The sequence below is a fragment of the Kosakonia sp. CCTCC M2018092 genome (assembly GCF_003864115.1).
In the GTDB taxonomy this organism is placed as follows: Bacteria; Pseudomonadota; Gammaproteobacteria; order Enterobacterales; family Enterobacteriaceae; genus Kosakonia; species Kosakonia cowanii.
This window is the reverse complement of sequence record NZ_CP034225.1, coordinates 622,372-646,255: the sequence shown is the minus strand read 5'-3', so window position 1 is coordinate 646,255 and position 23,884 is coordinate 622,372. Positions and strand designations below refer to the sequence as shown.

General features: G+C 58.1%; 22 protein-coding genes. 10 read left to right on the top strand and 12 right to left on the bottom strand.

Annotation, left to right across the window (positions count from 1 at the left end; translation table 11 throughout):
* Nucleotides 1–15 precede the first annotated feature (15 nt).
* Nucleotides 16–915, bottom strand: a complete 900-nt coding sequence (locus tag EH164_RS03125; RefSeq protein ID WP_124967253.1) for an AraC family transcriptional regulator — start codon at nt 913–915, stop codon at nt 16–18.
* Nucleotides 916–1,108: 193 nt separating this feature from the next.
* Between EH164_RS03125 and yqhD the strand changes: the two genes are divergently transcribed.
* The 3 genes from yqhD (at nt 1,109) to EH164_RS22545 (ending at nt 3,429) form a co-directional block, all read left to right on the top strand.
* Nucleotides 1,109–2,272 carry an alcohol dehydrogenase gene (gene yqhD / locus EH164_RS03120; protein WP_124967252.1) on the top strand — a complete coding sequence of 388 codons (1,164 nt, stop codon included), beginning with the start codon at nt 1,109–1,111 and terminating at the stop codon, nt 2,270–2,272.
* Nucleotides 2,273–2,374: 102 nt separating this feature from the next.
* A complete protein-coding gene (gene dkgA, locus EH164_RS03115; protein WP_042718007.1) occupies nt 2,375–3,202 on the top strand; it encodes a 2,5-didehydrogluconate reductase DkgA in 828 nt (275 codons plus the stop codon).
* A gap of 68 nt (nt 3,203–3,270) precedes the next feature.
* Nucleotides 3,271–3,429, top strand: coding sequence for a hypothetical protein (locus tag EH164_RS22545; RefSeq protein WP_164483594.1), 159 nt, complete (start codon nt 3,271–3,273; stop codon nt 3,427–3,429).
* Between the two features lie 124 nt (nt 3,430–3,553).
* On the opposite strand, the gene EH164_RS03110 is transcribed toward EH164_RS22545, so the two are convergent.
* The 5 genes from EH164_RS03110 to EH164_RS03090 form a co-directional block, all read right to left on the bottom strand.
* Nucleotides 3,554–5,689, bottom strand: a complete 2,136-nt coding sequence (locus EH164_RS03110; RefSeq protein WP_124967251.1) for a YgiQ family radical SAM protein — start codon at nt 5,687–5,689, stop codon at nt 3,554–3,556.
* Between the two features lie 121 nt (nt 5,690–5,810).
* The gene (gene ftsP, locus EH164_RS03105; protein ID WP_124967250.1) at nt 5,811–7,223 is read right to left on the bottom strand and encodes a cell division protein FtsP; all 1,413 of its coding nucleotides are present in this window, start codon (nt 7,221–7,223) and stop codon (nt 5,811–5,813) included.
* A gap of 70 nt (nt 7,224–7,293) precedes the next feature.
* Entirely contained in the window at nt 7,294–8,031 is a 738-nt protein-coding gene (locus tag EH164_RS03100; RefSeq protein ID WP_042718002.1) for a 1-acylglycerol-3-phosphate O-acyltransferase, read from the bottom strand.
* A 217-nt stretch (nt 8,032–8,248) separates the two neighbouring features.
* Nucleotides 8,249–10,507 (bottom strand): DNA topoisomerase IV subunit A, encoded by a 2,259-nt coding sequence (gene parC, locus EH164_RS03095; RefSeq protein WP_023480898.1) that lies wholly within the window; start codon nt 10,505–10,507, stop codon nt 8,249–8,251.
* Nucleotides 10,508–10,625: 118 nt separating this feature from the next.
* Nucleotides 10,626–11,033: a YgiW/YdeI family stress tolerance OB fold protein gene (locus EH164_RS03090; protein ID WP_124967249.1), complete on the bottom strand. Its 408-nt coding sequence runs from the start codon at nt 11,031–11,033 to the stop codon at nt 10,626–10,628.
* Between the two features lie 145 nt (nt 11,034–11,178).
* On the opposite strand from EH164_RS03090, the gene qseB reads away from it, so the two are divergent.
* The 4 genes from qseB (at nt 11,179) to EH164_RS03070 (ending at nt 14,212) form a co-directional block, all read left to right on the top strand.
* A complete protein-coding gene (qseB, locus tag EH164_RS03085) occupies nt 11,179–11,838 on the top strand; it encodes a quorum sensing response regulator transcription factor QseB (RefSeq protein ID WP_124967248.1) in 660 nt (219 codons plus the stop codon).
* Nucleotides 11,835–13,181, top strand: coding sequence for a quorum sensing histidine kinase QseC (qseC, locus tag EH164_RS03080; protein WP_124967247.1), 1,347 nt, complete (start codon nt 11,835–11,837; stop codon nt 13,179–13,181). Before qseB ends, qseC begins: the two co-directional genes overlap by 4 nt.
* A gap of 106 nt (nt 13,182–13,287) precedes the next feature.
* The gene (locus EH164_RS03075; protein WP_023480904.1) at nt 13,288–13,869 is read left to right on the top strand and encodes an NAD(P)H-dependent oxidoreductase; all 582 of its coding nucleotides are present in this window, start codon (nt 13,288–13,290) and stop codon (nt 13,867–13,869) included.
* Between the two features lie 28 nt (nt 13,870–13,897).
* Nucleotides 13,898–14,212: a putative quinol monooxygenase gene (locus EH164_RS03070; protein WP_023480887.1), complete on the top strand. Its 315-nt coding sequence runs from the start codon at nt 13,898–13,900 to the stop codon at nt 14,210–14,212.
* Nucleotides 14,213–14,275: 63 nt separating this feature from the next.
* On the opposite strand, the gene EH164_RS03065 is transcribed toward EH164_RS03070, so the two are convergent.
* The 3 genes from EH164_RS03065 to EH164_RS03055 are packed head-to-tail and all read right to left on the bottom strand — an operon-like array spanning nt 14,276 to nt 18,644.
* A complete protein-coding gene (locus EH164_RS03065; protein WP_124967246.1) occupies nt 14,276–15,463 on the bottom strand; it encodes a glycoside hydrolase family 88 protein in 1,188 nt (395 codons plus the stop codon).
* A 37-nt stretch (nt 15,464–15,500) separates the two neighbouring features.
* The gene (locus EH164_RS03060; protein ID WP_023480794.1) at nt 15,501–16,760 is read right to left on the bottom strand and encodes an oligosaccharide MFS transporter; all 1,260 of its coding nucleotides are present in this window, start codon (nt 16,758–16,760) and stop codon (nt 15,501–15,503) included.
* Nucleotides 16,761–16,817: 57 nt separating this feature from the next.
* Nucleotides 16,818–18,644: a DUF2264 domain-containing protein gene (locus EH164_RS03055; RefSeq protein WP_124967245.1), complete on the bottom strand. Its 1,827-nt coding sequence runs from the start codon at nt 18,642–18,644 to the stop codon at nt 16,818–16,820.
* A gap of 165 nt (nt 18,645–18,809) precedes the next feature.
* Between EH164_RS03055 and EH164_RS03050 the strand changes: the two genes are divergently transcribed.
* From EH164_RS03050 to EH164_RS03040, 3 genes are read left to right on the top strand one after another with little or no spacing between them, the layout of a single operon-like run.
* Entirely contained in the window at nt 18,810–19,685 is an 876-nt protein-coding gene (locus tag EH164_RS03050; protein WP_124967244.1) for an AraC family transcriptional regulator, read from the top strand.
* A gap of 50 nt (nt 19,686–19,735) precedes the next feature.
* Complete coding sequence (locus tag EH164_RS03045; RefSeq protein WP_042717989.1) at nt 19,736–19,984, top strand: type II toxin-antitoxin system Phd/YefM family antitoxin; 249 nt, start codon at nt 19,736–19,738, stop codon at nt 19,982–19,984.
* Entirely contained in the window at nt 19,974–20,255 is a 282-nt protein-coding gene (locus tag EH164_RS03040) for a type II toxin-antitoxin system RelE/ParE family toxin (RefSeq protein WP_042717987.1), read from the top strand. The genes EH164_RS03045 and EH164_RS03040 overlap by 11 nt, the downstream gene beginning before the upstream one ends.
* 270 nt (nt 20,256–20,525) lie before the next feature.
* On the opposite strand, the gene parE is transcribed toward EH164_RS03040, so the two are convergent.
* Genes parE through cpdA form a run of 3 tightly spaced genes read right to left on the bottom strand, consistent with a single transcriptional unit; the run spans nt 20,526 to nt 23,860 of the window.
* On the bottom strand, nt 20,526–22,418 hold the full coding sequence (parE, locus tag EH164_RS03035; RefSeq protein ID WP_023481021.1) for a DNA topoisomerase IV subunit B: 1,893 nt from the start codon (nt 22,416–22,418) through the stop codon (nt 20,526–20,528).
* 39 nt (nt 22,419–22,457) lie between these two features.
* Nucleotides 22,458–23,033 (bottom strand): esterase YqiA, encoded by a 576-nt coding sequence (yqiA, locus tag EH164_RS03030; protein WP_023480978.1) that lies wholly within the window; start codon nt 23,031–23,033, stop codon nt 22,458–22,460.
* Nucleotides 23,033–23,860: a 3',5'-cyclic-AMP phosphodiesterase gene (gene cpdA, locus EH164_RS03025; protein ID WP_124967243.1), complete on the bottom strand. Its 828-nt coding sequence runs from the start codon at nt 23,858–23,860 to the stop codon at nt 23,033–23,035. Before cpdA ends, yqiA begins: the two co-directional genes overlap by 1 nt.
* Between the last annotated feature and the right edge of the window lie 24 nt (nt 23,861–23,884).

The following is a 23,884-nucleotide window of genomic DNA, read 5'->3' as shown; positions in this document are numbered from 1 at the left end:
TGAAGAGGGCCAGTTTTATGCCCCCTGCATGGTGCGAATGCGCGCCAAATCCTCTCCCGGCGTCACGCCGAAATAACGCTTAAATTCGCGGCTAAACTGTGACGGGCTCTCATAGCCGACACGCATCGCCGCCGCGCTCGCTTTCATGCCATCGTGCACCATCAGCATCCGCGCTTTATGCAGCCGGTAGGTTTTCAGATATTGCAGCGGCGAGGTGCTGGTCACCGATTTGAAGTTATGGTGAAACGCCGAGACGCTCATGTTCGCTTCCGCCGCTAACTGGTCGACGCTGAGGTTTTCGGTGTACTGGCTCTCAATGCGCTTTAAGACGCGGCTAATCAGGCTGAAGTGGGTCTGACGGCTCACCAGCGCCAGCAGCGCACCGCCGCGCGGGCCGGTCAGCACGTGGTAGAGCATCTCGCGGATAATCTGTTTACCCAGAATGCGCGCGTCCAGCGGCCGCTCCATCACATCCAGCAGGCGCTCCGCCGCACAGAGGATCTCCTCCGATAACACCGCAGAGTTAATACCGCTGGCGGCGTTCTCCGGGCGAAAATGCTCATCTTCACCGATATCCATCAGCAGCTCCTGCAATTGCAGGATGTCGACATTGAGGCGAATGCCCGCCAGCGGCACCTCCGGCGTGGCAAAGGTTTCACACTCGAAGGGCAGCGGCACCGTTAACAGCAGATATTCGTTGGTGTCATAGCGAAAGACGCGCTCGTTGATATACCCGATTTTATGGCCGGAAAAGAGAAACACGATCCCCGGCTGATACATCACCGGCGTCCGGGTGCCGGGCTGCGTACCATAGAGCAGACGGATATCCGGCAGCAGCGCGCTCAGTATATTTTCATTATTTTTCAATCTCTTAACTTTTTCAGTCAGATGCAGGCAGATCGCTTCACGGTTCATGGTTTGCCACTCCGGCGGCCAGTTTCAACGGCTCTAGTGTGCAAACTTTTGTGACATTTCTCCAGCCTGATAGAGAAACAGGCAAGACATCGGCAGGAATGTGCATTGAGCCTGTGCACCCGCGCGCCCACAATGATCGGCATCGGGCGGCCTGCCCCCTCAGATTTTTCACCTCATAAGAAGGGAACGAGCAATGAATAACTTTAATCTGCATACCCCAACGAACATTCTGTTTGGCAAAGGCGCGATTACCGAACTGCGCGCGCAAATCCCTGACAACGCCCGCGTGCTGATCACCTACGGCGGCGGCAGCGTGAAGAAAAACGGCGTGCTTGACCAGGTTTACAGCGCGCTGGACGGAATGGATGTGCGCGAGTTCAGCGGTATCGAACCGAACCCGACCTACGAAACGCTGATGAAAGCGGTGCAGGTGGTGCGCGATGAGCAGATCACCTTCCTGCTGGCGGTCGGCGGCGGTTCAGTGCTGGATGGCACCAAATTTATCGCTGCCGCTGCCCACTACGCTGAGGGCATCGATCCATGGCACATTCTGCAAACCCGCGGTAGCGAGATCAAAAGCGCCATTCCGATGGGTTCCGTGCTGACGCTGCCAGCCACCGGTTCTGAATCCAACGCCGGTGCGGTGGTTTCCCGTAAAGCGACCGGCGATAAGCAGGCGTTCCACTCCCGGTTCGTGCAGCCGGTCTTCGCGGTGCTCGATCCGGTTTACACCTACACCCTGCCCCCGCGTCAGGTGGCGAATGGCGTTGTTGACGCCTTTGTCCATACTGTAGAGCAGTACGTCACTTATCCGGTGGATGCCAAAATTCAGGATCGCTTCGCCGAAGGCATTCTGCTGACGCTGGTTGAAGATGGCCCGAAAGCGTTGCAGGAACCGGAGAATTACAACGTGCGCGCCAATGTCATGTGGGCGGCAACTCAGGCGCTGAACGGCCTGATTGGCGCGGGCGTACCGCAGGATTGGGCCACCCACATGCTGGGCCATGAGTTGACGGCGATGCACGGGTTGGATCACGCACAAACGCTGGCAGTCGTACTGCCTGCGCTGTGGAATGAGAAGCGCGACACCAAACGTGAAAAACTGCTGCAGTACGCCGCACGCGTGTGGAATATCACCGAAGGCAGCGACGATGAGCGCATTGACGCGGCAATTACCGCCACGCGCGACTTCTTCGAGCGTATGGGTGTACCAACGCGTCTTTCCGGCTACGGCCTCGACGGCAGTTCCATTCCGGCGCTGTTGGCTAAACTGGAAGAGCACGGCATGACGGCGCTGGGCGAGCATCAGGATATTACGCTGGATGTGAGCCGCCGCATCTACGAAGCCGCGCGCTAAGCGCTTCTCCACCCCGGCTTTCGTTTTTGGGTTTTTCGACCACACTTAATGCAAACCAGCTTACCGGGCCTGTCCCGGTAAGCCTAGCGAAAGGAGAAATGCATGACACATCCAACGGTGATTAAACTCGCTGACGGCAATCTGATGCCGCAACTGGGTCTTGGCGTGTGGAAAGCGAGCAACGAGGAAGTGGTTACCGCCATCCATAAAGCACTGGAAGTGGGTTATCGCTCTATCGATACCGCCGCGGCTTACAAGAACGAAGAGGGTGTTGGTAAAGCCTTAGCCAGCGCGGGTGTGCCGCGTGAAGAGTTGTTCATCACCACCAAGCTGTGGAATGACGATCAGAAACGTCCCGCCGAGGCATTTAAAGAGAGCCTGGAGAAGCTTCAGCTCGATTATGTCGATCTCTATCTGATGCACTGGCCGGTTCCGGCAATCGATCACTATGTCGAGGCCTGGAAAGGGATGATCGAACTGCAACAGCAGGGGCTGATCAAGAGTATCGGCGTCTGTAACTTCCAGACCCACCACCTGCAAAAGCTCATTGATGAAACCAGCGTCATTCCGGTGATTAACCAGATTGAACTCCATCCGCTGCTGCAACAGCGCCAGCTGCATGCCTGGAATGCGACGCACAAGATCCAGACTGAGTCCTGGAGCCCGCTGGCACAGGGTGGTGAAGGCGTTTTCGATCAGAAAATCATTCGCGATCTGGCGGATAAATATGGCAAAACTCCGGCGCAGATCGTTATTCGCTGGCATCTCGACAGCGGCCTGGTGGTGATCCCGAAATCGGTCACCCCTGCGCGCATCGTTGAGAACTTCGACGTCTGGGATTTCCGCCTCGATAAAGATGAACTGAGCGAAATCGCCAAACTGGATGAGGGCAAACGCCTGGGTCCGGACCCGGATCAGTTCGGCGGTTAAAAGAGTGTAGACCGGTAATTAAGTAGGCCGGATAAGGCGAAGCCGCCATCCGGCATAATGCCAGCGCCATGCCTCGCCGGATGGCGCTGGCTCCGGCCTACAAGGTCACCCGGCCCACCTTATCGCGTCGCTTTTTTCCTCTGCTGCGCCATCGGCGACTGAGCGAAATCGCCAAACTGGATGAGGGCAAACGCCTGGGCCCGGACCCGGATCAGTTCGGCGGTTAAAAGAGTGTAGGCCGGTAATTAAGTAGGCCGGATAAGGCGAAGCCGCCATCCGGCATAATGCCAGTGCCATGCCTTGCCGGATGGCGCTGGCGCTTATCCGGCCTACCAGGTCATCCGGCCCACCTTAGCGCGTCGCTTTTTTCCTCTGCTGCGCCATCGGCGTATGTTTGGTTAATGCCGGTCGCGCGCTGCGGCTCTGGCGACGCGCTTCGCGAATCTCTTCCACCGTTGGCGCTGGTACCAGGCACTCGCGTCGGGAACCAATCAGGTGCTTTTTCCCCATCGCCTCCAGCGCCTGGCGCAGTAGCGGCCAGTTGGCCGGATCGTGGTAGCGCAGCAGCGCTTTATGCAGGCGGCGCTGCTTCTCCCCTCTTGGCACCACCACCTCTTCACTCTTGTAATCGATCTTCGACAGCGGGTTTTTGCCGGTGTAATACATCGTTGTCGAGTTCGCCAGCGGCGATGGGTAGAAGTTCTGCACCTGATCGAGACGAAAACGGTGGCGCTTCAGCCACAGCGCCAGGTTCACCATATCCTCATCACGCGTGCCGGGGTGCGCAGAGATAAAGTAGGGGATCAGATACTGCTCTTTGCCCGCCTGCTTCGAGTAGGTGTCGAAAAGCTGCTTAAAGCGGTCATAGCTGCCCATGCCCGGCTTCATCATCTTCGACAGCGGCCCCTCTTCAGTATGTTCCGGCGCTATATTCAAATAACCGCCAACGTGGTGCGTCGCCAGCTCTTTGACATAGCGCGGGTCTTCCACCGCCAGATCGTACCGTACGCCGGAAGCGATCAGGATCTTCTTGATGCCGCGCAGATCGCGGGCGCGCCGGTAGAGATCGATGGTCGGCTGATGGTTGGTGTCCATATGCGGGCAGATCTCCGGATAGACACAGGAGAGGCGTCGGCAGGTCTGCTCGGCGCGCGGCGAGGTGCAGCGCAGCATATACATATTGGCCGTCGGCCCGCCCAGATCGGAGATCACTCCGGTAAAACCGGGTACCGTGTCGCGAATCGCTTCGATCTCATTGATGATCGAATCCTCAGAGCGGCTCTGAATAATGCGCCCTTCATGCTCGGTGATGGAGCAGAAGGAGCAGCCGCCAAAACAGCCGCGCATGATGTTAATCGAGAAGCGGATCATGTCGTAGGCCGGAATACGGCTCTCGCCATAGGCCGGATGCGGCACGCGCTGGTAAGGCAGCGCAAAGACGCTGTCCATCTCTTCGGTGGAGAGCGGAATGGCTGGTGGATTGATCCAGATATAGCGATCGCCATGCTTTTGCAGCAGCGCGCGGGCGCAGCCGGGGTTGGTTTCATGATGCAGAATGCGTGACGCATGAGCATAGAGCACTTTGTCCGCTTTCACCTTCTCGTAGGAGGGGAGCAGCACGTAGGTCTTTTCCCACGGCTTCGGGCGCGGCGGCTGCACGGTCACGCGTTTCGCGGCCTGCGGCTCAACGGGTTTATTATCGGCGCAAGGCAGATCCTCGCCATAAGGATGGGGGATCGGATCGATCTTCCCCGGCGTGTCGAGGCGGGTGGAGTCCACCCCGCTCCAGCCCGGCAGCGCCTCTTTCACCATGATCGCCGTATTGCGCACATCGCGGATCTCACCGATCGGCTCACCGGCGGCAAGGCGGTGCGCGACTTCCACCAGCGGGCGCTCGCCGTTGCCGAACATCAGCATATCCGCCTTCGAATCGACCAACACCGAGCGGCGCACGGTATCAGACCAGTAATCATAATGGGCGGTACGGCGCAGGCTGGCCTCGATCCCGCCGAGGATCACCGGCACCTCTCTCCACGCCTCTTTGCAACGCTGGGTATAAACCAGCGTCGCGCGATCCGGGCGCTTACCGGCCACGTTATCCGGCGTATAAGCATCGTCGTGGCGCAGCTTACGATCGGCGGTGTAGCGGTTGATCATCGAATCCATATTGCCGGCGGTAACACCGAAAAAGAGGTTCGGTTTGCCGAGGCGCATAAAGTCCGCTTTGCTGCTCCAGTCCGGCTGGGCGATGATGCCAACGCGAAAGCCCTGCGCTTCCAGCATCCTGCCGCAGATCGCCATGCCGAAGCTCGGGTGATCGACATAGGCGTCGCCGGTGACGAGGATGATGTCGCAGCTGTCCCAGCCGAGTTCATCCATCTCTTCGCGCGACATCGGCAGAAAAGGCGCGGGGCCGAAGCAGGCCGCCCAGTACTGCGGCCAGGAGAAAAGATCGCGATCCGGCTGGATCAGGGAGAGTGCGCTCATCGTGCTTCCAGAAAAGATAAAAAGGGAGTCAAAGGGCGGCGATTATACGCCCTCTTTGTGTGGGAATAGAAGGAGGTTTTTTCAGCACCCGGCAGGCAGAGCGCCGCCGGGTTGGAGGAAATTACGGCGCGGGGTTGACCAGCAGCTGGCCGACCGAGCCGCGATCGGCCATCTCCAGCGTCTGGCTCTGGAACTGGAACGGGAAGTGCGGCCACGAAGGTTGACCAAACCACACCAGCAGTTCCACCTGGCCGTCGATCCAGACGGTATCTTTCCAGCCGCGATCTTCCGGGAACGGCAGCGCGCCGTTGACGCTGCGCAGCATAAACATTGCGCCTTCAATATGGAACGACTGCGGCATCTCTGCGCGCACCGTCCAGCGCTCCCAGGTGCCCTGCTGGGCGGTCACATCAATGCGCTGCGGGTCCCACAGCTGGCCATTGATACCCGGATCGCTGCCAAGCGTCATATCCCGGCTGCGCGACGGCGAACCGGCCATCAGATCCGCAGGCAGCAGGCGCATCGGCAGCGTATCCGTCACCAGCGGCAGCAGGCCGGTAGGACGCAACGTTAGCACCAGCGTAGAGATAAGAATGCTCGACGGCTCAAACAGGCCGCGCAGCCGATCCATGATCCCCGCCGCTTCGCCGCAGGTAATCGAGACTTCATCGCCGTTGGTCATATCGACCAGCACTTCGCGCCGCTCACCGGGCGCCAGCGAGAGCTGTTTGACCGACACTGGCGTAGGCAGGAAGCCCTGATCGCCCGCGATAACATGTAGCGCCCGGCCATCGCTCATCTGCAACAGATAGCGTCGGGAGTTGGAGGCATTAAGCAGACGCAGGCGTACCCAGCCGCGGGAGACTTCGACAAACGGGCTTTGCGCGCCGTTGACCATCAGGGTATCGCCGACAAAGCCGCCGCTGCCCGGCTCGCTGTACTCCGGCGTACCGAAGTTATCCAGCCGCTTATCCTGAATGATGACCGGAAAGTCATCCACGCCGTAGTGGTTGGGGATCGGCAGCGCTTTGCTGATCTCATCTTCCACCAGCCACATCCCCGCCAGCCCGCTATAGACCTGCTCAGCGGTGCGGTTCGGCGTGTTGGCGTGGTACCACAATGTCGCGGCGCTCTGGCGAATCGGCAGCACCGGTGCCCAGTCATTGCTGGCGCTCATCATGCGCGCTGCGCCGCCCATCAGCGGGCCTGGCACCTGCAGGCCGCTTACGGTCATCGCAACGTTTTCCGTCAGCCGGTTGCTGTAAATCAGCTTTACGTCATCGCCATTCCACACGCGGATGGTTGGCCCGAGATAGCGACCGTTGATGCCGGAAACCGGCGCGCGGGTGCCTTTAACAAAGGACCAGTGCGCGCGCTGGAGCGTCATAAAAAGCGGCTGTCCGCGCCGCGATTCCAGCAGCGGCGGAACGGGCAACGGCGGTTGCTGCCCGGCAGCATTCGCCCTCAGCGGCACTGCGCTGGTACATAGCGCAAGGCCGGAAGCCTGAAGAAACTGACGCCGACTGAGTGACATATTTGCTCCGAGTAATACTGACTTAATACGCCAGAGGGTGTGCGCCTCCGGGTTTGCTCACAACTGACGTTTATACCCGACCGGCGGCTTCGCGTTCTGCCACTTCTTTATCGAGCTCTTCGATTTTTGCCGCCATCAGTTCGCGGCAGTGGGTCGCTAACTGGCGAACCTGATCTTTACCGAACTGCGTAACATCCACCGGCGGCAGCATTTCGACAATCACCAGCCCATTCTTCAGGCGGTTAAGATTCACTTTATTCGAGGTAGTGGAGACGCAGACCGGAATAATCGGCACCCCGGCGGCAATCGCGGCGTGGAACGCGCCGGTTTTAAACGGCAGCAGGCCGCGACCGCGGCTGCGGGTTCCTTCCGGGAACATCCACACCGAGATGTTGCGTTTCTGGATCTGCTTCACCACCTGCGCGATGGTGCCGTGCGCTTTGGCGCGGTTATCACGGTCAATCAGCAGGTTGCCGGTCAGCCAGTAGAGTTGACCAAAAAACGGGATCCACAGCAGGCTCTTTTTACCCACGGTAACCGTCGGCGGCAGCACGATGCTGGAGGCGGTAACCATATCGTAGTTGTTCTGGTGGTTAGCAATATAGATAGCGTTGCCGAACTTATCCGCGCCCGGCGGCAGGCGTCTTTCCACTTTCAGCCCGCACACTGGCGCAAGGCGACCAAAAAGATGGCCGAAGGTGGCGACATGTTTTGGGTTTCTTGGACTGAACAGGCAGTAAATCGAGCCGAATAACGAGACCAGAATGGAGTAGATAACGATGATGATGACACGAAAAATAAATAACATAGCGACCTCTGAAGCCCATACCCTGAGCATTATATACACGCCAGCGTAAATCCGCTGATGCTGGCTGCGCCTCGCTGACCGCGATGCGGTTCGGGCTTGTGTTATGCGGCCTTTAAAAAGAACGTATTGTTAATCGCAATCTGCGAATAAACAACGTCTTTACGGGAAATTTCTGAGAAATATCTCCCCGCGCACGGCGGGGAGAGGATGATGAAGATTACTCTTCGCTATCGCCCGCACCCGGACGGGTCGGCGAGTCGATCTCTACGCGGTCAATTTTCTGCAAACCGCGCATCAGCGTACCGCGACGTCCGCGCTCGCCATGCACTTTTTGCAGCTCTTCCGGACGCAGTTTGATCTTGCGTTTGCCGACGTGGAGCGTCAGCGTGCTTTGCGGCGGCAGCAGGTAGAGATGCGCCAGCGCGTCGCTGCCTTTCGCCGCATCGGCGGACGGAATGCCGATGATCTTGTTGCCTTTGCCTTTGGAAAGCTGCGGCAGATCGCTGACCGGGAACATCAGCATGCGCCCGGCGGCGGTGATCGCCAGCAGCATATCGTCGTCGTGCTCGATGGCAATCGGTGCCATCACGCGCGCGTTCTCCGGCAGGTTGATCAGCGCTTTACCGGCACGGTTACGGGCAATTAAGTCATTGAAGGTACAGACGAAACCATAACCGGCATCGGAGGCCATCAGCAGCTTCTGATCTTCATTGCTCATCATCATATGCTCAACCGTCGCGCCCGGCGGCAGCGTCAGCTTGCCGGTGATCGGCTCGCCCTGCCCGCGCGCCGACGGCAGCGAAATCGGGTCGACGGCATAGCTGCGCCCGGTGGTATCGATAAACACCACCGGCTGGTTGCTCTTGCCCTTCGCCGACGCTTTCCAGCTGTCGCCCGCTTTGTAGCTCAGACCCTGCGCGTCAATATCATGCCCTTTGGCGCTGCGCACCCAGCCCATCTGCGACAGCACGATAGTCACCGGCTCTGACGGCAGCATATCGTGCTCGCTCATCGCTTTGGCCTCTTCGCGCTCGTGCAGCGGTGAGCGGCGATCGTCGCCGAAAGCGGTGGCATCGGCCTGCAGCTCTTTTTTCAGCAGGGTGTTCATCTTGCGCTCGGATGCGAGGATGGCTTGCAGCTGATCGCGCTCTTTTTCCAGCTCGCTCTGCTCGCCGCGGATCTTCATCTCTTCCAGTTTGGCAAGGTGGCGCAGTTTTAACTCAAGAATGGCTTCCGCCTGGGTTTCACTGATGCCGAAACGCGACATCAGCACCGGCTTCGGCTCATCTTCGCCGCGGATAATCTCAATCACTTCGTCGATATTGAGGAACGCCACCAGCAAACCTTCAAGGATATGCAGGCGCTTGAGCACTTTCTCCAGGCGGTGATTAAGGCGGCGGCGCACCGTATCGCGGCGGAAGGTCAGCCATTCGGTGAGGATCTCCAGCAGATTTTTCACCGCCGGGCGACCATCGAGGCCAATCATATTGAGGTTGATGCGGTAGCTCTTCTCCAGATCGGTGGTGGCGAAGAGGTGGTTCATCACCTGATCCATATCGACGCGGTTGGAGCGCGGCACCACCACCAGACGGGTCGGGTTTTCGTGGTCCGACTCATCGCGCAGGTCGTCGACCATCGGCAATTTTTTATTGCGCATCTGGCTGGCGATCTGCTCCAGCACGCGCGCGCCGGAAACCTGGTGCGGCAGCGCGGTGATCACCACGGCGCCATCCTCTTTTTTCCACACCGCGCGCATACGCACGGAGCCGCGACCGTTCTGGTAGATTTTGCGGATTTCAGCACGCGAGGTGATGATCTCTGCTTCGGTCGGGTAGTCCGGCCCCTGGACAATATCCAGCAGCTCATCGAGGGTGGTTTTTGGCTGGTCAATCAGCGCCATCGCCGCGTTGGCGACTTCGCGCAGGTTGTGCGGCGGAATGTCCGTCGCCATACCGACTGCAATCCCGGTGGTGCCGTTCAGCAAAATGTTCGGCAGGCGGGCAGGCAGCATTTTCGGCTCCTGCAACGTACCGTCGAAGTTCGGCACCCACTCAACGGTGCCCTGCCCCAGCTCGCTCAGCAGCAGCTCGGCATATTTCGACAGGCGGGATTCGGTATAACGCATGGCGGCGAAGGATTTCGGATCGTCCGGTGCCCCCCAGTTCCCCTGGCCGTCGACCAGCGGGTAGCGATAGGAGAAGGGCTGCGCCATCAGCACCATCGCTTCATAGCAGGCGCTGTCGCCGTGCGGGTGGTATTTACCCAGAACGTCGCCCACGGTACGGGCGGATTTCTTGAACTTCGCGCTGGCGCTCAGCCCCAGTTCAGACATTGCGTAGACGATGCGACGCTGAACGGGTTTCAGGCCATCACCGATAAACGGCAACGCACGATCCATGATGACGTACATGGAGTAGTTCAGGTATGCGTTTTCCGTAAATTCATGCAGCGCAAGGCGCTCTGCCATATCGCTCATTAATCGTGATTCCTCAACGTATGCGCCCACCTTTTCGGCGGCAATATTGCCGCAGATACTACCCTATCTGCGGCGAGGAGTCATAGCGATGCGCGATTTTTTCACGAGCGGTCAGCGCTTACTGACCGACTTTGCGGATCTCTTTTACGTCGATCTCAACGGAGTTCCAGTCTTTGTCCACTTCACCCTGGATTTCGACCTTATCCTGCGGTCCGACACTCAGCCCTTTCCAGCGTTTCTGGTCAATATCGACATTGATGGTGCCGGTGGCATCTTTGAAGGAGTAAGTATCATCCGAGATGCGCTCAACGATGTTCCCGCTAAGCGTAACCCAGGCATCATCGCGCAGGGATTTTGCGCTCTCAACGGTCGCTTTACTGCCGTTTGGCCCGGTAAAGCCGCCGCCCTGCTGGGTGGTGGTTTGTTGTTGTGCCGCACCCGGGCCGGTAAAACCGCCCTGATTAGCAGCAAATGCTGGCGCGGCGCAGAGTGCGAGAACAGCGGTGATAGCAGCAAACTTTTTCATCTTATCTCTCCCTTTTTGTTGGTAAGGCTCCATTAAGCCAGCCACTTCTTAACAACTTCTTAAGGCGTAAAAAGATTATTTTTCGCTGTACAACGCCCGCTGCGAGCGGGTTAACTGCCTGCAAGCCTGAGTACACGGAGAGAGTATGCGAATTCTGCTGATAGAAGATGATGCGCTGATTGGCGACGGTCTGAAGGCTGGCCTTGGCAAAAAAGGCTTCACCGTTGACTGGTTTACCGACGGCAAGCTCGGCAAAGCGGCGCTGTTTGCCGCCCCTTATGACGCGGTGATCCTCGACTTAACGCTGCCGGGCCTTGATGGGCTGACCATCCTGCGCGACTGGCGCGAGCAGAAGCGCGGCGAGCCGGTGCTGATCCTCACCGCCCGCGACGCCATCGAGCAGCGGGTCGAAGGGCTGCGGCTCGGCGCTGATGACTATCTCTGCAAACCCTTTGCGCTGGTGGAGGTGGCCGCCCGGCTGGAGGCGCTGATTCGCCGCACCCACGGCCAGGCGCAAAGCCTTCTGCGCCACGGCCAGGTCACCCTCGACCCGGTAAGCCTGGTCGCAACCTTCAATAACGAGACGCTGGTGCTGAAACCGAAAGAGTTCGCCCTGCTGGAGCTACTGCTGCGCAACGTTGGGCGCGTGCTGCCGCGAAAAGCGATTGAAGAGAAGCTCTACAGCTGGGATGGGGATGTCTCCAGCAACGCGGTGGAGGTGCATGTGCACCATCTGCGCCGCAAGCTCGGCAGCGACTTTATCCGCACCGTTCACGGCATCGGCTACACCTTAGGAGAGGCATGAAATTTACGTTTCCCCATAGCCTGCGGCTACGTCTGACGCTGCTCTTTTTGCTGCTCTCGCTGGCGGCATGGCTCTGCGCCAGCATCGTTGCCTGGCAGCAGACGCGCGATAAACTCGACAAGCTGTTTGATACCCAGCAGATGCTGTTTGCCAAACGCCTGAGCGTAATGAAGCTCGACCAGTTGCAAAGCGCCGCGCCGCAAGTCACTAAAAAGAAGATTAAGCATGGCCATCTTGATGATGACGTGCTGGCCTTCGCCATCTACTCCACCGACGGCAAACTGCTGCTGCACGATGGCGATAACGGGCGCGATATCCCCTACAACTGGCATCGCGATGGCTTTGATGATGGGCAACTGCGCGATGATGACGATAAGTGGCGCTTTTTGTGGCTGACCGCGCCCGGCGGTGAGTACCGCATTGTGGTCGGCCAGGAGTGGGAGTATCGCCAGGAGATGGCGCTGGAGATCATCACCTCACAGCTAACGCCGTGGCTGGTGGCGCTGCCGTTAATGCTGCTGCTGTTAATCGCCCTGCTGACCCTTGAGCTGCGGCCATTAAACAAGGTTGCGCTGGCGCTGCGTTCACGCGCCCCGGATCGCGCCGATGCGCTGGAGACCCGCGGCGTGCCCGGCGAAGTGCGCCCGCTGCTGGATGCCCTCAACCAACTCTTTGCCCGCACGCATACCATGATGCTGCGCGAGCGGCGCTTTACCTCCGACGCCGCCCATGAGCTGCGCAGCCCGCTGGCGGCGCTGAAAGTGCAAACGGAAGTCGCACAGCTCTCTGATGACGATCCCACCGCGCGCGCCAGAGCGCTAAGCCAGTTACATCTCGGGATCGATCGTGCGACCCGGCTGGTCGATCAGTTGCTAACCCTTTCGCGCCTCGATTCGCTGGAGCATATGGAGGATGTTGAGACGCTGGAGCTGGATGCGCTGCTGCAATCGGCGGTGATGGAGACCTACCACAACGCGCAGCAGGCGGGAATGGATATCCGCCTGCATCTGAATGCCCACGGCGTGCGCCGCCAGGGCCAGCCGCTGCTGCTTAGCCTGTTAATACGTAACCTGCTGGATAACGCCATCCGCTACAGCCCGCCGGGCAGCGTGGTGGATATCACCCTTGAAGCCGATAGCCTGAGCGTGCGGGATAATGGCCCGGGCGTCAGCGACGAGGCGCTGGGGCGGATTGGCGAGCGCTTCTATCGCCCGCCGGGACAGAGTGAGACCGGCAGCGGGCTGGGGTTATCGATTGTGCAGCGTATTGCCGCTCTGCATCAGATGCAGGCCACCTTTGCTAATCATCCGGAGGGCGGTTTTATCGTTACTCTGCGCTGGTAGCGGGATTATTGCTTATTGCGCAAAAGTCTTTGCCATTATTGCCAATTTAATCGCCCCGTTGATGCGGATAGAATCGCCGACAAACGTATTTATCCGGGAACAAAAAATGAGCAATATTCTGATCATCAACGGTGCGAAGAAATTCGCCCACTCCAATGGCGAACTGAACGATACCCTGACCGACGTTGCGGCCAGCTTCCTGCGCGATGCCGGGCACGAAGTGAAAACCGTGCGTACCGACGGTGAGTACGACGTTAAAGCGGAAGTGGAGAACTTCCTGTGGGCCGACACGGTGATCTGGCAGATGCCGGGCTGGTGGATGGGCGCGCCGTGGACGGTGAAGAAGTATATGGATGATGTCTTTACCGAAGGCCACGGTTCACTCTATGCCAGCGATGGCCGTACCCGCTCCGACGCGGCGAAAAAGTATGGCTCCGGCGGGTTAATCCAGGGCAAAACCTACATGCTGTCGCTCACCTGGAATGCGCCAATCGACGCCTTTACCGATAAAGAGCAGTTCTTCCACGGCGTCGGCGTTGACGGTGTTTACCTGCCGTTCCATAAAGCGAACCAGTTCCTCGGCATGGACGCATTGCCGACATTTATCGCCAATGACGTGATCAAAATGCCGGACGTCCCGCGTTATATTGCAGAATATCGCAAGCATCTGGCGGAGATTTTTGCTTAACTGTAGCTGGACTTAAAAGGAGTAAACCATGTTGACAGTAGTAGCAGAGATCCGCACGCGCCCGGGGCAGCACCATCGCCAGGCCGTGCTTGATGAGTTCGCGAAAATTGTACCGGTTGTGCTGCAAGAAGCAGGCTGCCACGGCTATGAGCCGCTGATCGACCACGCCGCTGGCGTCAGCTTCCAGACGACCGCGCCGGATTCCATCACGATGGTTGAGCGTTGGGAAAGCGTGGCGCATCTTGAAGCGCACCTGCAAACGCCCCACATGAAAGCGTGGAGCGAAGCAGTAAAAGGCGATGTCCTCGAGACCCATATCCGTATTCTCGAATCGGGTCTGTAACAGCCTTCCCCTCACCGCCAGGCGGGGGGAGAATACTCAGGCCGGCGCTTGCCGGCCCTTTGTTTACCAGTACAACTTCCAGCTCAGCGAGAAACGCGCCAGCGCTTCGACATAGAAGTAATCCCCCCAGCTTGCACACTCATCCACCCCTTTATTGCTCGACAGATGGTAGACCGAGTGCTTGAGCAGACCGTTGGTCGCCTCCTGCTTGCCCGCCAGATAGTGCTTGCTCAGCGATGACATAATGCGCATCGCCCACTGCTGGTAATGGGCGCGATCCGGATCGGTTACCGGCAACTGCTTAACCAGCTCCAGCAAGCCGCAGACCGCAATTGCCGCTGATGAGGAGTCGCGCAGCGCGTCGGTGCCAACCAGCGCCAGATCCCAGTGGCAGACCGCATCTTCCGGCAGGCGGTTGAGGAAGTAGTTCGCCAGCCGTTTTGACAGCGCCACCATCTCTTTATCGCCGGTGTAGATATAGCTCAGCAGGAAGCCGTAAATGCCCCACGCCTGGCCGCGCGACCAGCAGGAATCATCGGCGTAGCCCTGCTGGGTGTTGCCATAACGCGGCGCGCCGGTCTGCACATCCATATAGTAGGTGTGAAAGGTGGAGGCATCTTCGCGGATAAGGTACTTCGCCGCCTGGCCCACGTGGGCTTCGGCGGCGTCGGCAAAGCGCCGGTCGCCGGTTTGCTCCGTCGCCCAGTAGAGCAGCGGCAGGTTCATATTGCAGTCGATGATCATCCGCCCGGCCTGGGCGGGATCGGTAAGATCGCCCCACGCCTGGATGATCTGCGCTTTTTCATGAAAGCGCTCCAGCAGCGCTTCGGCCGCCAGTAGCGCAAAGCCGCGCGCGTCACGGTTGCCGGTTAAGCGCCAGGCCGCCACGCAGGAGAGCGTGTATAAAAAGCCGAGATCGTGCGTGTTGGTGTCTTCACGTCCGGCAATACGCAGACCAAAGGAGCGCACGTGGCGCTCGGCCAGCGCGCGAAACGCCTCGTCGCCGCTCATCTCCCACGCCAGCCACAGCTGCCCGGTCCAGAAGCTGGTGGTCCACTCAACGTTGCCGGTGAGCGGGTAAAAGCCGTCGATGCAGGTCTCTGCCGGGAACTGCTCGCCGAACTCGGTTAAATGACGGCGAATCAGCTCAAGGGTGTGGCTACGCGCAGAGTCCAGCTCATCTTTAAAGGTCTGCACATCGGGCGCAGCCGGGCATGGGCGTAACGTTTCCTCGTTGATTTTACTTAACATTGTTCGGTTCCTTCTCTGGTCGATAATCAGATAGCCATTACCCTGCGGTTTTCGCATCCAGCGTGCGGGCTTGCCGCCATTTGCTCTGGCAGGCGGACAGGGTAAACAGGGAGATAAAGGTAAAGGTCAGCGCAATCGCGCCCATGATGATGTAGGTGTGTTCAAAGCCGATGCGGTCATACAAAATCCCGGCGGGCGACGAGACCACCACATTGCCGACGTAGAGCATCGCCTGGTAGCCCAGCAGATACATGGTGGCATTAACGCGTTTATCGAAATGCTCGGCGATATATTTAAATACCGACACCAGCAGCAAACAGATTTCGAGACCGTAGAGCGGTTTAAGGATCGAAATAAGCAGATGCGATTCGCACAGCCCGGAGATAATTAACCGCGCGCCGACAATCAGGCCGACAATTAATAACCCGCGCTTGGCGCCAATAAAGTTCACAAACAGCGGGATGACCATATACATGACAAATTCCATGCCCGACTGCACCGTGCCCAGATAACCAAACACCGCATTGCCTTCATGCACATCATCAAAGAAGGTAACGAAGTAGCGCGAGAACTGCTGTTCGGCGATAAACATCATCCACGCGACACCGGCGACATAGAGGCAGAAGGCCCAGAATTTGCGGTTGCGCAGCAGCGCGTAGACATCGGCAGGGGCGATCTTCTCCTTGGTCAGCACTTCGCCAGCGTGAGCGGAGTGGACATTCACTTTCAGGCTCAGCAGCACCGCCAGCATAATCAGCGACGCCACGGAACCCATGATGAAGTTGTAGGCTGGCGAGAGGTTAAACAGCAGGCCGGAGAAAGAGGAAGCCACCGCCCAGCCCAGCGATCCCCACATGCGGATCTGCCCAAACTCCATACCGTTTAAGCGGCTGTAACGGTCGGTATAGGATTCGCACGCCGCCACGCCTGCATACCACGCAAAGCTTAAATAGATAGCGCCAACAATAATCCCGACCAGGGTGTTGGACATTAACAGCGGCTGATAGACATAGATAAAAAACGGTGCCATTAAGGCCGACATCAGCACGACAAAATAGAGCAGATATTTGCTCATGCCGATTTTATCCAGGATATAGCCATAAATCGGTTTCAGAATAACGGAGAAGATACCGTTAACGGCAAAGACCGTGCCGATCACCGTCCCGCTTAAATTGGCTTTTTGCCCCAGCCAGATCGCCAGCAAACCAATGCTCGCCGACCAGGTAAAAAAGTAGAGAAAGATAAAGGTGCTGATTTTGTAATATTCAGTTTTATTATTTATGGTGATTTTTTCCATACTATCCTCGACGAAAGCATGTAGGGTTCAGCGTTATTTCCCGGCCAGCGCCGGGCATCAAAGTGCAATCTCGATACGGTTTTTCTGCCCCGGTTGATGGATCACCAGCGCGTTATTATTGATAAGCAGTTCCGGTAAGAGCGGGTTAAATGCCAGTTCGCAGGTTGCCGCCTGCACGGCACACGCCAGCCACTGCTGGCCTGCGGGAATCTCTGTGCGCAGCACCGGAATGGAGGCGCAGGGCGAAAACATGATGCTGCTGTTGGGCGGTGTGATGACGCTGTCCGCCTCGCGGGGAACATCAGCAAGCAGGTTGAAAATGCCGCTGACGCCATTTTCAGCGACCACCAGGCTGCCGCCCTGCTCAGCGCGATGGGGCGCTTTCAGCACCGCAAAGCCCCCTTCTACGCTGGTCAGCGCGCGGGCGGTATCGATGCGGTGGACACGCAGATGCCACTCGCCGCAGGGGATGAGCCAGGTGGCGATCTGCACGTCATGCCACGGCGACCAGCGGGAGAAGATCGCCTGCTCGCTTATCACCACTTCGTCGCACTCGCGGCGGCCGCGAAAGTAGTTATCCCCTTCGCTCAGCAGCAGCATTGAGTCGCAGGCGGCATGCTTGATGCCGTAGCGCCCGCGCTCAATGGTGAAACCAAAGCGGCTGGAGTAGGCAAATTTGGTGTATTTCGCTTCGGTATTGACGTAGTTGTTTAGCTCCAGCTGTCCGGCGGTCAGCATCCAGACATGCTTTGACTCTTCGCTGTGCACGATAAGCTGCCCGGCAGGGGCAACCACGCGCTGCGCGTCGAGCCGCGGTAAAGGCTGCTCTTCGGCGCACCAGAAGGGGTGAGAGGCGGGCAGCGCGAGGATCAAGAAGACCTTCAGCGCCCAGTAGGGCGAGCCGGGTGAGTTGTAATCCTCACACATCGCCAGGTTCGGGTAGGCAAAACCGAGCGTCAGAATGCCGTCGCGATCGAAGATGGGCTGTTTAAGCCACCAGCGCAGATGGCGCAGGATCACGCCTTTTACCACGCCCGGCGTAAAGACCGGCAGTTCGGCAAAGGCGACGGCGCTCCAGAAGGCGACCATCGCAAAACGGTAGGTGAGGCTGCGGCCAAACGGCACTGACTCCCCTTCTGCCGCTGACATATAGATAAAGTCCTCAGCAAACAGGCTGGCGCGCTCGCGAATGGTTGCCGCGCGCGGCGCATCCTCTTCGCCGTTCAGCGTGGCGTAGATCAGGCCGTAAAAATGAAACGCCATCGAGATGTAATAATCTTTTGGCCGACTGGGGCCGTCGGAGTACCAGCCGTCGCCAAGATAGTAGGCATCCATCATTGCGAAGCGGCGTTCAATCGCCTGCGCATCCCACGGCAAACCGGCGCGTTTAAACCCCAACTGCACCATGATGGCAAAGAAGTTCCAGTTGCTGTCGGGCATCTCCGCTTCGGTGATCTGGTTAAGCCAGCGGTAGAGGTTTTCGGTTTCCTGCGCACTGAAGTTGAGCGTGAATTTATTACCCAGCAGTGCCAGCCCGAGACCGTAGGCCGCCATCTCCACCAGCCGCTGATCGTATGCCACGGTATCGCCCCAGTAGCCGCTATCCTGCGGATCGGTGCCGCGCTTGATCGCTGCCAGATATTTCTCGCTGAATGTTTCCGTATCGCCGCCTGCCATCAGCGGGAACAGCCCCCACAGCGCGCGGGAGAGCCCCTCCATTTCAGCAATCTCATCGCTGTAGTGGGCGCTGGTAGCACCGAGGGAGAATTGTGATGCACCGGCCGGAAACTGTTTATCCAGCGCGTCGAGCATGGTAGTCAGCGCGCTGGCTACCTCGTCGCGGGATGACAATGGATTTGATTTTTTCTCGTGCGCCGCCTGCATAACCTTTCCTCCCCTGATGTGTGGCAGAAGAATAGTTAATGAACAGCGCGGGGAAATGTTACCTCTGTCACACCGCCGTAACTTCTCTGAACCCGTTATTGAGAAAATTTAAAACCGTGGTTTATAAATGGCTACAGGGAAGTAAAAATTGAGATTGGTTGCACCATGACTTCAGGCTTGCAGGCAGAGCGGCTGGAACTGATTACCCTCAACGACGCGATCGTGTCGTTTAGCCGCCTTTACGCCAATACCGTGCGTTACCACCACTGGCATCAGTGCCTGGAAGTGCTCTACGTCGAAGAGGGCTTTGGCGTGGTGATTGTTGATAATCGCCACTACACCATGCGGCCCGGCAGGCTCTTTTTCTTCCCGCCCTTTACCCTGCACCGGGTAATGGTGGATGAGCAGGCGCAGGATTGTTATCGCCGCACCATTATCCATGTCGATCACCATGTGGTGCTCAAACACCTGCGCGATTTTCCGCATAATCACCAGCGTTTACAGCGCCTCTCCTTACGCGGCGGCGCGGCGGTGGTGATGGACGCGGCCGATATCCATCCCCATATCGACCATCTGTTTAGCTGTTATGGGAAGCTGGCGGAGAACCGCAGCCTGAATGTCGAGCAGGTCGCCTGCTTGCTGCTGAATCTGTTAAGTATGTTGCCGGAGGATATTGAAAAATTACCGGAAGAGCAGAGCGGGATCGCCACGCCGGTGATGTTCTGGCTGCAGGAGAATTACCGGCAGAAGTTTAGCCTGCAACGGCTCGCCGGGGATCTTGGTAAGTCGCGCAGTTATGTCTCGCGCCGCTTTCATTACGAGACCGGGGAGCCGATCCATCAATATTTAAACACCCTGCGTCTGCGCAAAGCGTGCGACTCTCTGCTTCACACGCCGCTCAGCATCCGCGAGATCGCCCTTGATGTCGGGTTTTCCGATGTGACCTACTTTATTAGCGCGTTTAAACGCGGCATCGGCGAAACGCCGTTGCAGTACAGGAAGAATCATCGCAACGAACACGCCCTTAAAAAGCACCTTTAAAAGCACTTTTTAATGCACCATAATGGCCTCTCTTTGACAGGAGAACGACTATGCCATTCCAGATTCTGACGACCACCGCAGCCAGCATCACCGAACTGAAACGTGACCCGATGGGGACATTTAATGCCGGGGAAGGCGCGCCGGTTGCCATTCTTAATCGCAATGAACCCGCGTTCTACTGCGTTCCGCCCGCGCTCTATGCACGCCTGATGGAGATGCTCGAAGACGAAGAGCTGGGGCGCATTGCGGACGAGCGTGCTGATGAACCCACCATCGAGGTCAAGCTGGATGACCTATAAGCTGGCGTTCAACGTATCGGCATTAAAGGAGTGGAAGAAGCTGGGAAGCACCGTTCGCGAGCAGTTCAAAAAGAAGCTTCAGGAGCGCCTCGAAAACCCACGCGTCCCTGCAGCACAGCTCCACGGGCGTAAGGATCAGTACAAAATTAAGCTACGCGGCGCGGGATACCGGCTGGTCTATAAGGTCGAGGATGAGATCATCACCGTGACGGTGATCGGTGTGGGCAAACGCGAGAACGATGAGATCTATACAGCCACACGCTTCAGGTAAGATGCACAGCGTGCCGGATGGCGGCTTACGCCTTATCCGGCCTACATAAAACCCGAAAGGTTATAGCTGATTGCCGGGCCAGGTTGGGCACAACATGCCGGATGGCGGCTTGCGCCTTATCCGGCCTACATAAAACCCGAAGAGTTATAGCTGATTGCCGGGCCAGGTTGGGTACAACATGCCGGATGGCGGCTTGCGCCTTATCCGGCCTACATAAAACCCGAAGAGTTGACAGGCCCGGTAAGCGGAGCGCCACCGGGCATGACGGGTTTAGGCTTCGATTTCCGCCGTATCGCCCTTCTCTTGCAGCCAGTTGCGTCGATCTTCCGAGCGCTTCTTGGCCAGCAACATATCCATCATGGCATCGGTCTGCTTATCATCTTCATCGCTGATAACCAGCTGCACCAGGCGGCGGGTATTCGGATCGAGCGTGGTTTCACGCAGCTGCATCGGGTTCATCTCGCCCAGCCCTTTAAAGCGCTGTACGTTCGGTTTGCCCTTTTTGCGTTTCAGCTGCTCCAGCACGCCGGTCTTTTCCTCTTCCGTTAACGCGTAATAGACCTCTTTGCCGAGATCGATACGGTAGAGCGGCGGCAGCGCAACGTAGACGTGACCATTTTTCACAAGCGTACGGAAATGCTTCACAAACAGCGCGCAGAGCAGCGTGGCGATGTGCAGCCCGTCGGAATCCGCATCCGCCAGAATACAGATCTTGCCGTAGCGCAGCTGGCTGAGATCTTCGCTGTCCGGATCGATACCGATCGCCACCGAAATATCATGCACCTCCTGCGAGGCCAGCACTTCATCGGAGGAGACCTCCCAGGTGTTAAGGATCTTGCCCTTCAGCGGCATGATCGCCTGAAACTCGCGATCGCGCGCCTGCTTCGCCGATCCGCCCGCGGAGTCCCCTTCCACCAGGAAGAGTTCGGTACGCGAGAGATCCTGCGCGGTGCAATCCGCCAGCTTGCCGGGCAGCGCCGGGCCGCTGGTGAGCTTTTTACGCACCACTTTTTTGGCGGCGCGCATGCGGCGCTGGGCGCTGGAGATCGCCAACTCGGCCAGCATTTCCGCCGTCTGAATATTCTGGTTCAGCCACAGGCTGAAGGCATCTTTCACCACGCCGGAGACGAACGCCGCGCACTGGCGGGAGGAGAGACGCTCTTTGGTCTGCCCGGCAAACTGCGGATCCTGCATTTTTACCGACAGCACGTAAGCGCAGCGATCCCAGATATCTTCCGCCGAGAGCTTCACGCCGCGCGGCAGGATATTGCGGTATTCGCAGAATTCGCGCATCGCATCAAGCAGGCCCTGGCGCAGGCCATTAACGTGGGTACCGCCCTGCATGGTCGGGATCAGGTTAACGTAGCTTTCGGTCAGCAGCTCGCCGCCTTCCGGCAGCCAGAGCAGCGCCCAGTCCACCGCTTCCGTTTCGGCAGAGAAGTTGCCGATAAACGGTTTTTCCGGCAGCGTTGGCAGGCCGTTGACCGCTTCGCTCAGGTAGTCGTTCAGACCATCCTGATAGCACCAGCGCTGCTCGGCGTTATTCACATTATCTTTAAAGACAATCTCAACGCCCGGGCAGAGCACCGCTTTCGCTTTCAGCAGATGCATCAGGCGGGAGACGGAGAAGCGCGGGCTGTCGAAGAAGGATTCATCGGGCCAGAAGTGCACGCTGGTGCCGGTATTACGCTTACCGCAGGTGCCGATCACTTTCAGATCCTGCACCTTGTCGCCATTCTCAAAAGCGATGCTGTAGACCTGGCCGTCGCGTTTGACGGTTACTTCCACACGGCGTGACAGGGCGTTAACCACCGAAATGCCGACGCCGTGCAGGCCGCCCGAGAACTGGTAGTTTTTGTTGGAGAATTTACCGCCTGCGTGCAGGCGGCAGAGGATCAGTTCGACGGCAGGAACGCCCTCTTCCGGGTGGATATCCACCGGCATGCCGCGCCCGTCGTCGATAACTTCCAGCGACTGATCGGCGTGAAGAATGACCTCCACGCGCTTCGCGTGGCCCGCCAGCGCTTCATCCACGCTGTTATCAATAACTTCCTGGCCCAGATGGTTAGGGCGCGTGGTATCGGTATACATCCCCGGACGGCGGCGAACCGGCTCAAGCCCGGTGAGTACCTCTATGGCATCAGCGTTATAGGATTGCGTCATGGTGTATTCGTAGATAGTGATCGCATCGTTTCCGGCGGCTTATTCAAGCCCAAGGAAATCGATAATCTGTGTGAAATGTTTCTCAAAGCCCGTGAAGGCGTGATTTCCGCCCTCTTCAACTGTCTGGCGGCAGGCATCGTAATAGGCCACCGCCTGGCGGTAATCGAGCACTTCGTCCCCGGTTTGTTGCAGCAGCCAGATCAGATCCGGTGCCTCAAGCGGGTCAACTTGCATCACTTTGAGCTCGTAAATATGGCGAGACTCTAGCACATATTGCTGCCCTGTGTAGGGGTTCTCGTTAGGGCCGAGATAATCCGCCAGCAATTCAAACGGCCGTACAGCCGGATTGACCACCACTGCCGGTAACATAAAGCATTGCGAGAGCCAGGTCGCCAGATAACCGCCGAGCGAAGAGCCGACAATACCGAGCGTTTTTCCACCCCGTGCGAGCACCAGCGACTCCAGCATCTCTGCGGCTTCGGCCGGATAGGGCGGCAGCTGCGGCACCACCATTTCAATATGAGGATGATGCTGAGCGACCCATTGCGCCAGCTGCGTCGCTTTGCCAGAGCTGGGCGAACTGTTGAAACCATGGAGATAAAGAAGCGTTGACATCAATAGCCTTCTGAAGCGGTATCGGGCCTGAATTCACTCCCCGCCAGGCGGCACACTTCGGTGTACAGCGTTCCGTCAGGGTAGAGATCCAGCCAGCGCCAGCCTGGCGCGATGGTATCCAGCGTGAAGCTGGCGCAGTGCGGCTTAAACTGCACGCAGGTCGACGGCGTCGCCAGCAGGCGGCGGCCATTCCAGTCGAGATCGAGTTCCTGGTGGATATGGCCGCACAGCAGTGTGCGCACTTTAGGAAAGCGTTGCAGCACGTTATCCAGCTCCGCGGCGTTGCGCAGGCTGTGCTGATCGAGCCAGCTGCAGCCGGACGGCAGCGGATGGTGGTGCAGAAGCAGTAACGTGTGGCGCTGCGGGCTGTCGGCGAGTTTTTTCTCCAGCCAGTCGAGCTGAAATTCGCTTAGTTCACCGTGCGGAACGCCGAACACCTGGCTGTCGAGCAGCAGGATTTGCCACTGCTCACCGACAAAAACACGTTTCGCGGAGGAGATGCCCGCATCCTGCAGCGCGCTGTACATGGCAGGTTGAAAATCGTGATTGCCCGGCAGCCAGACGCAGGGTGCGTCGAAGCTTGCGATACCTTCAGCAAAGTGCTGATAAGCCGCAGCGGTATGATCCTGCGCCAAATCGCCGGTGGCGACGATCAGATCGCACGCACGCTGCTGAGCCCGGATTGCGTTCAGTACCGCCTGATAGCTTTCCCAGGTATTAACCCCTAACAGCGTTTCATGCTTTTTGGCGAACAGGTGAGAATCGGTTATTTGTAATACCCTGACTCTGGACTCACTCCCCAGAGAGAGGTTTAACAGGCTTTCCAAATGGTGTCCTTAGGTTTCACGACG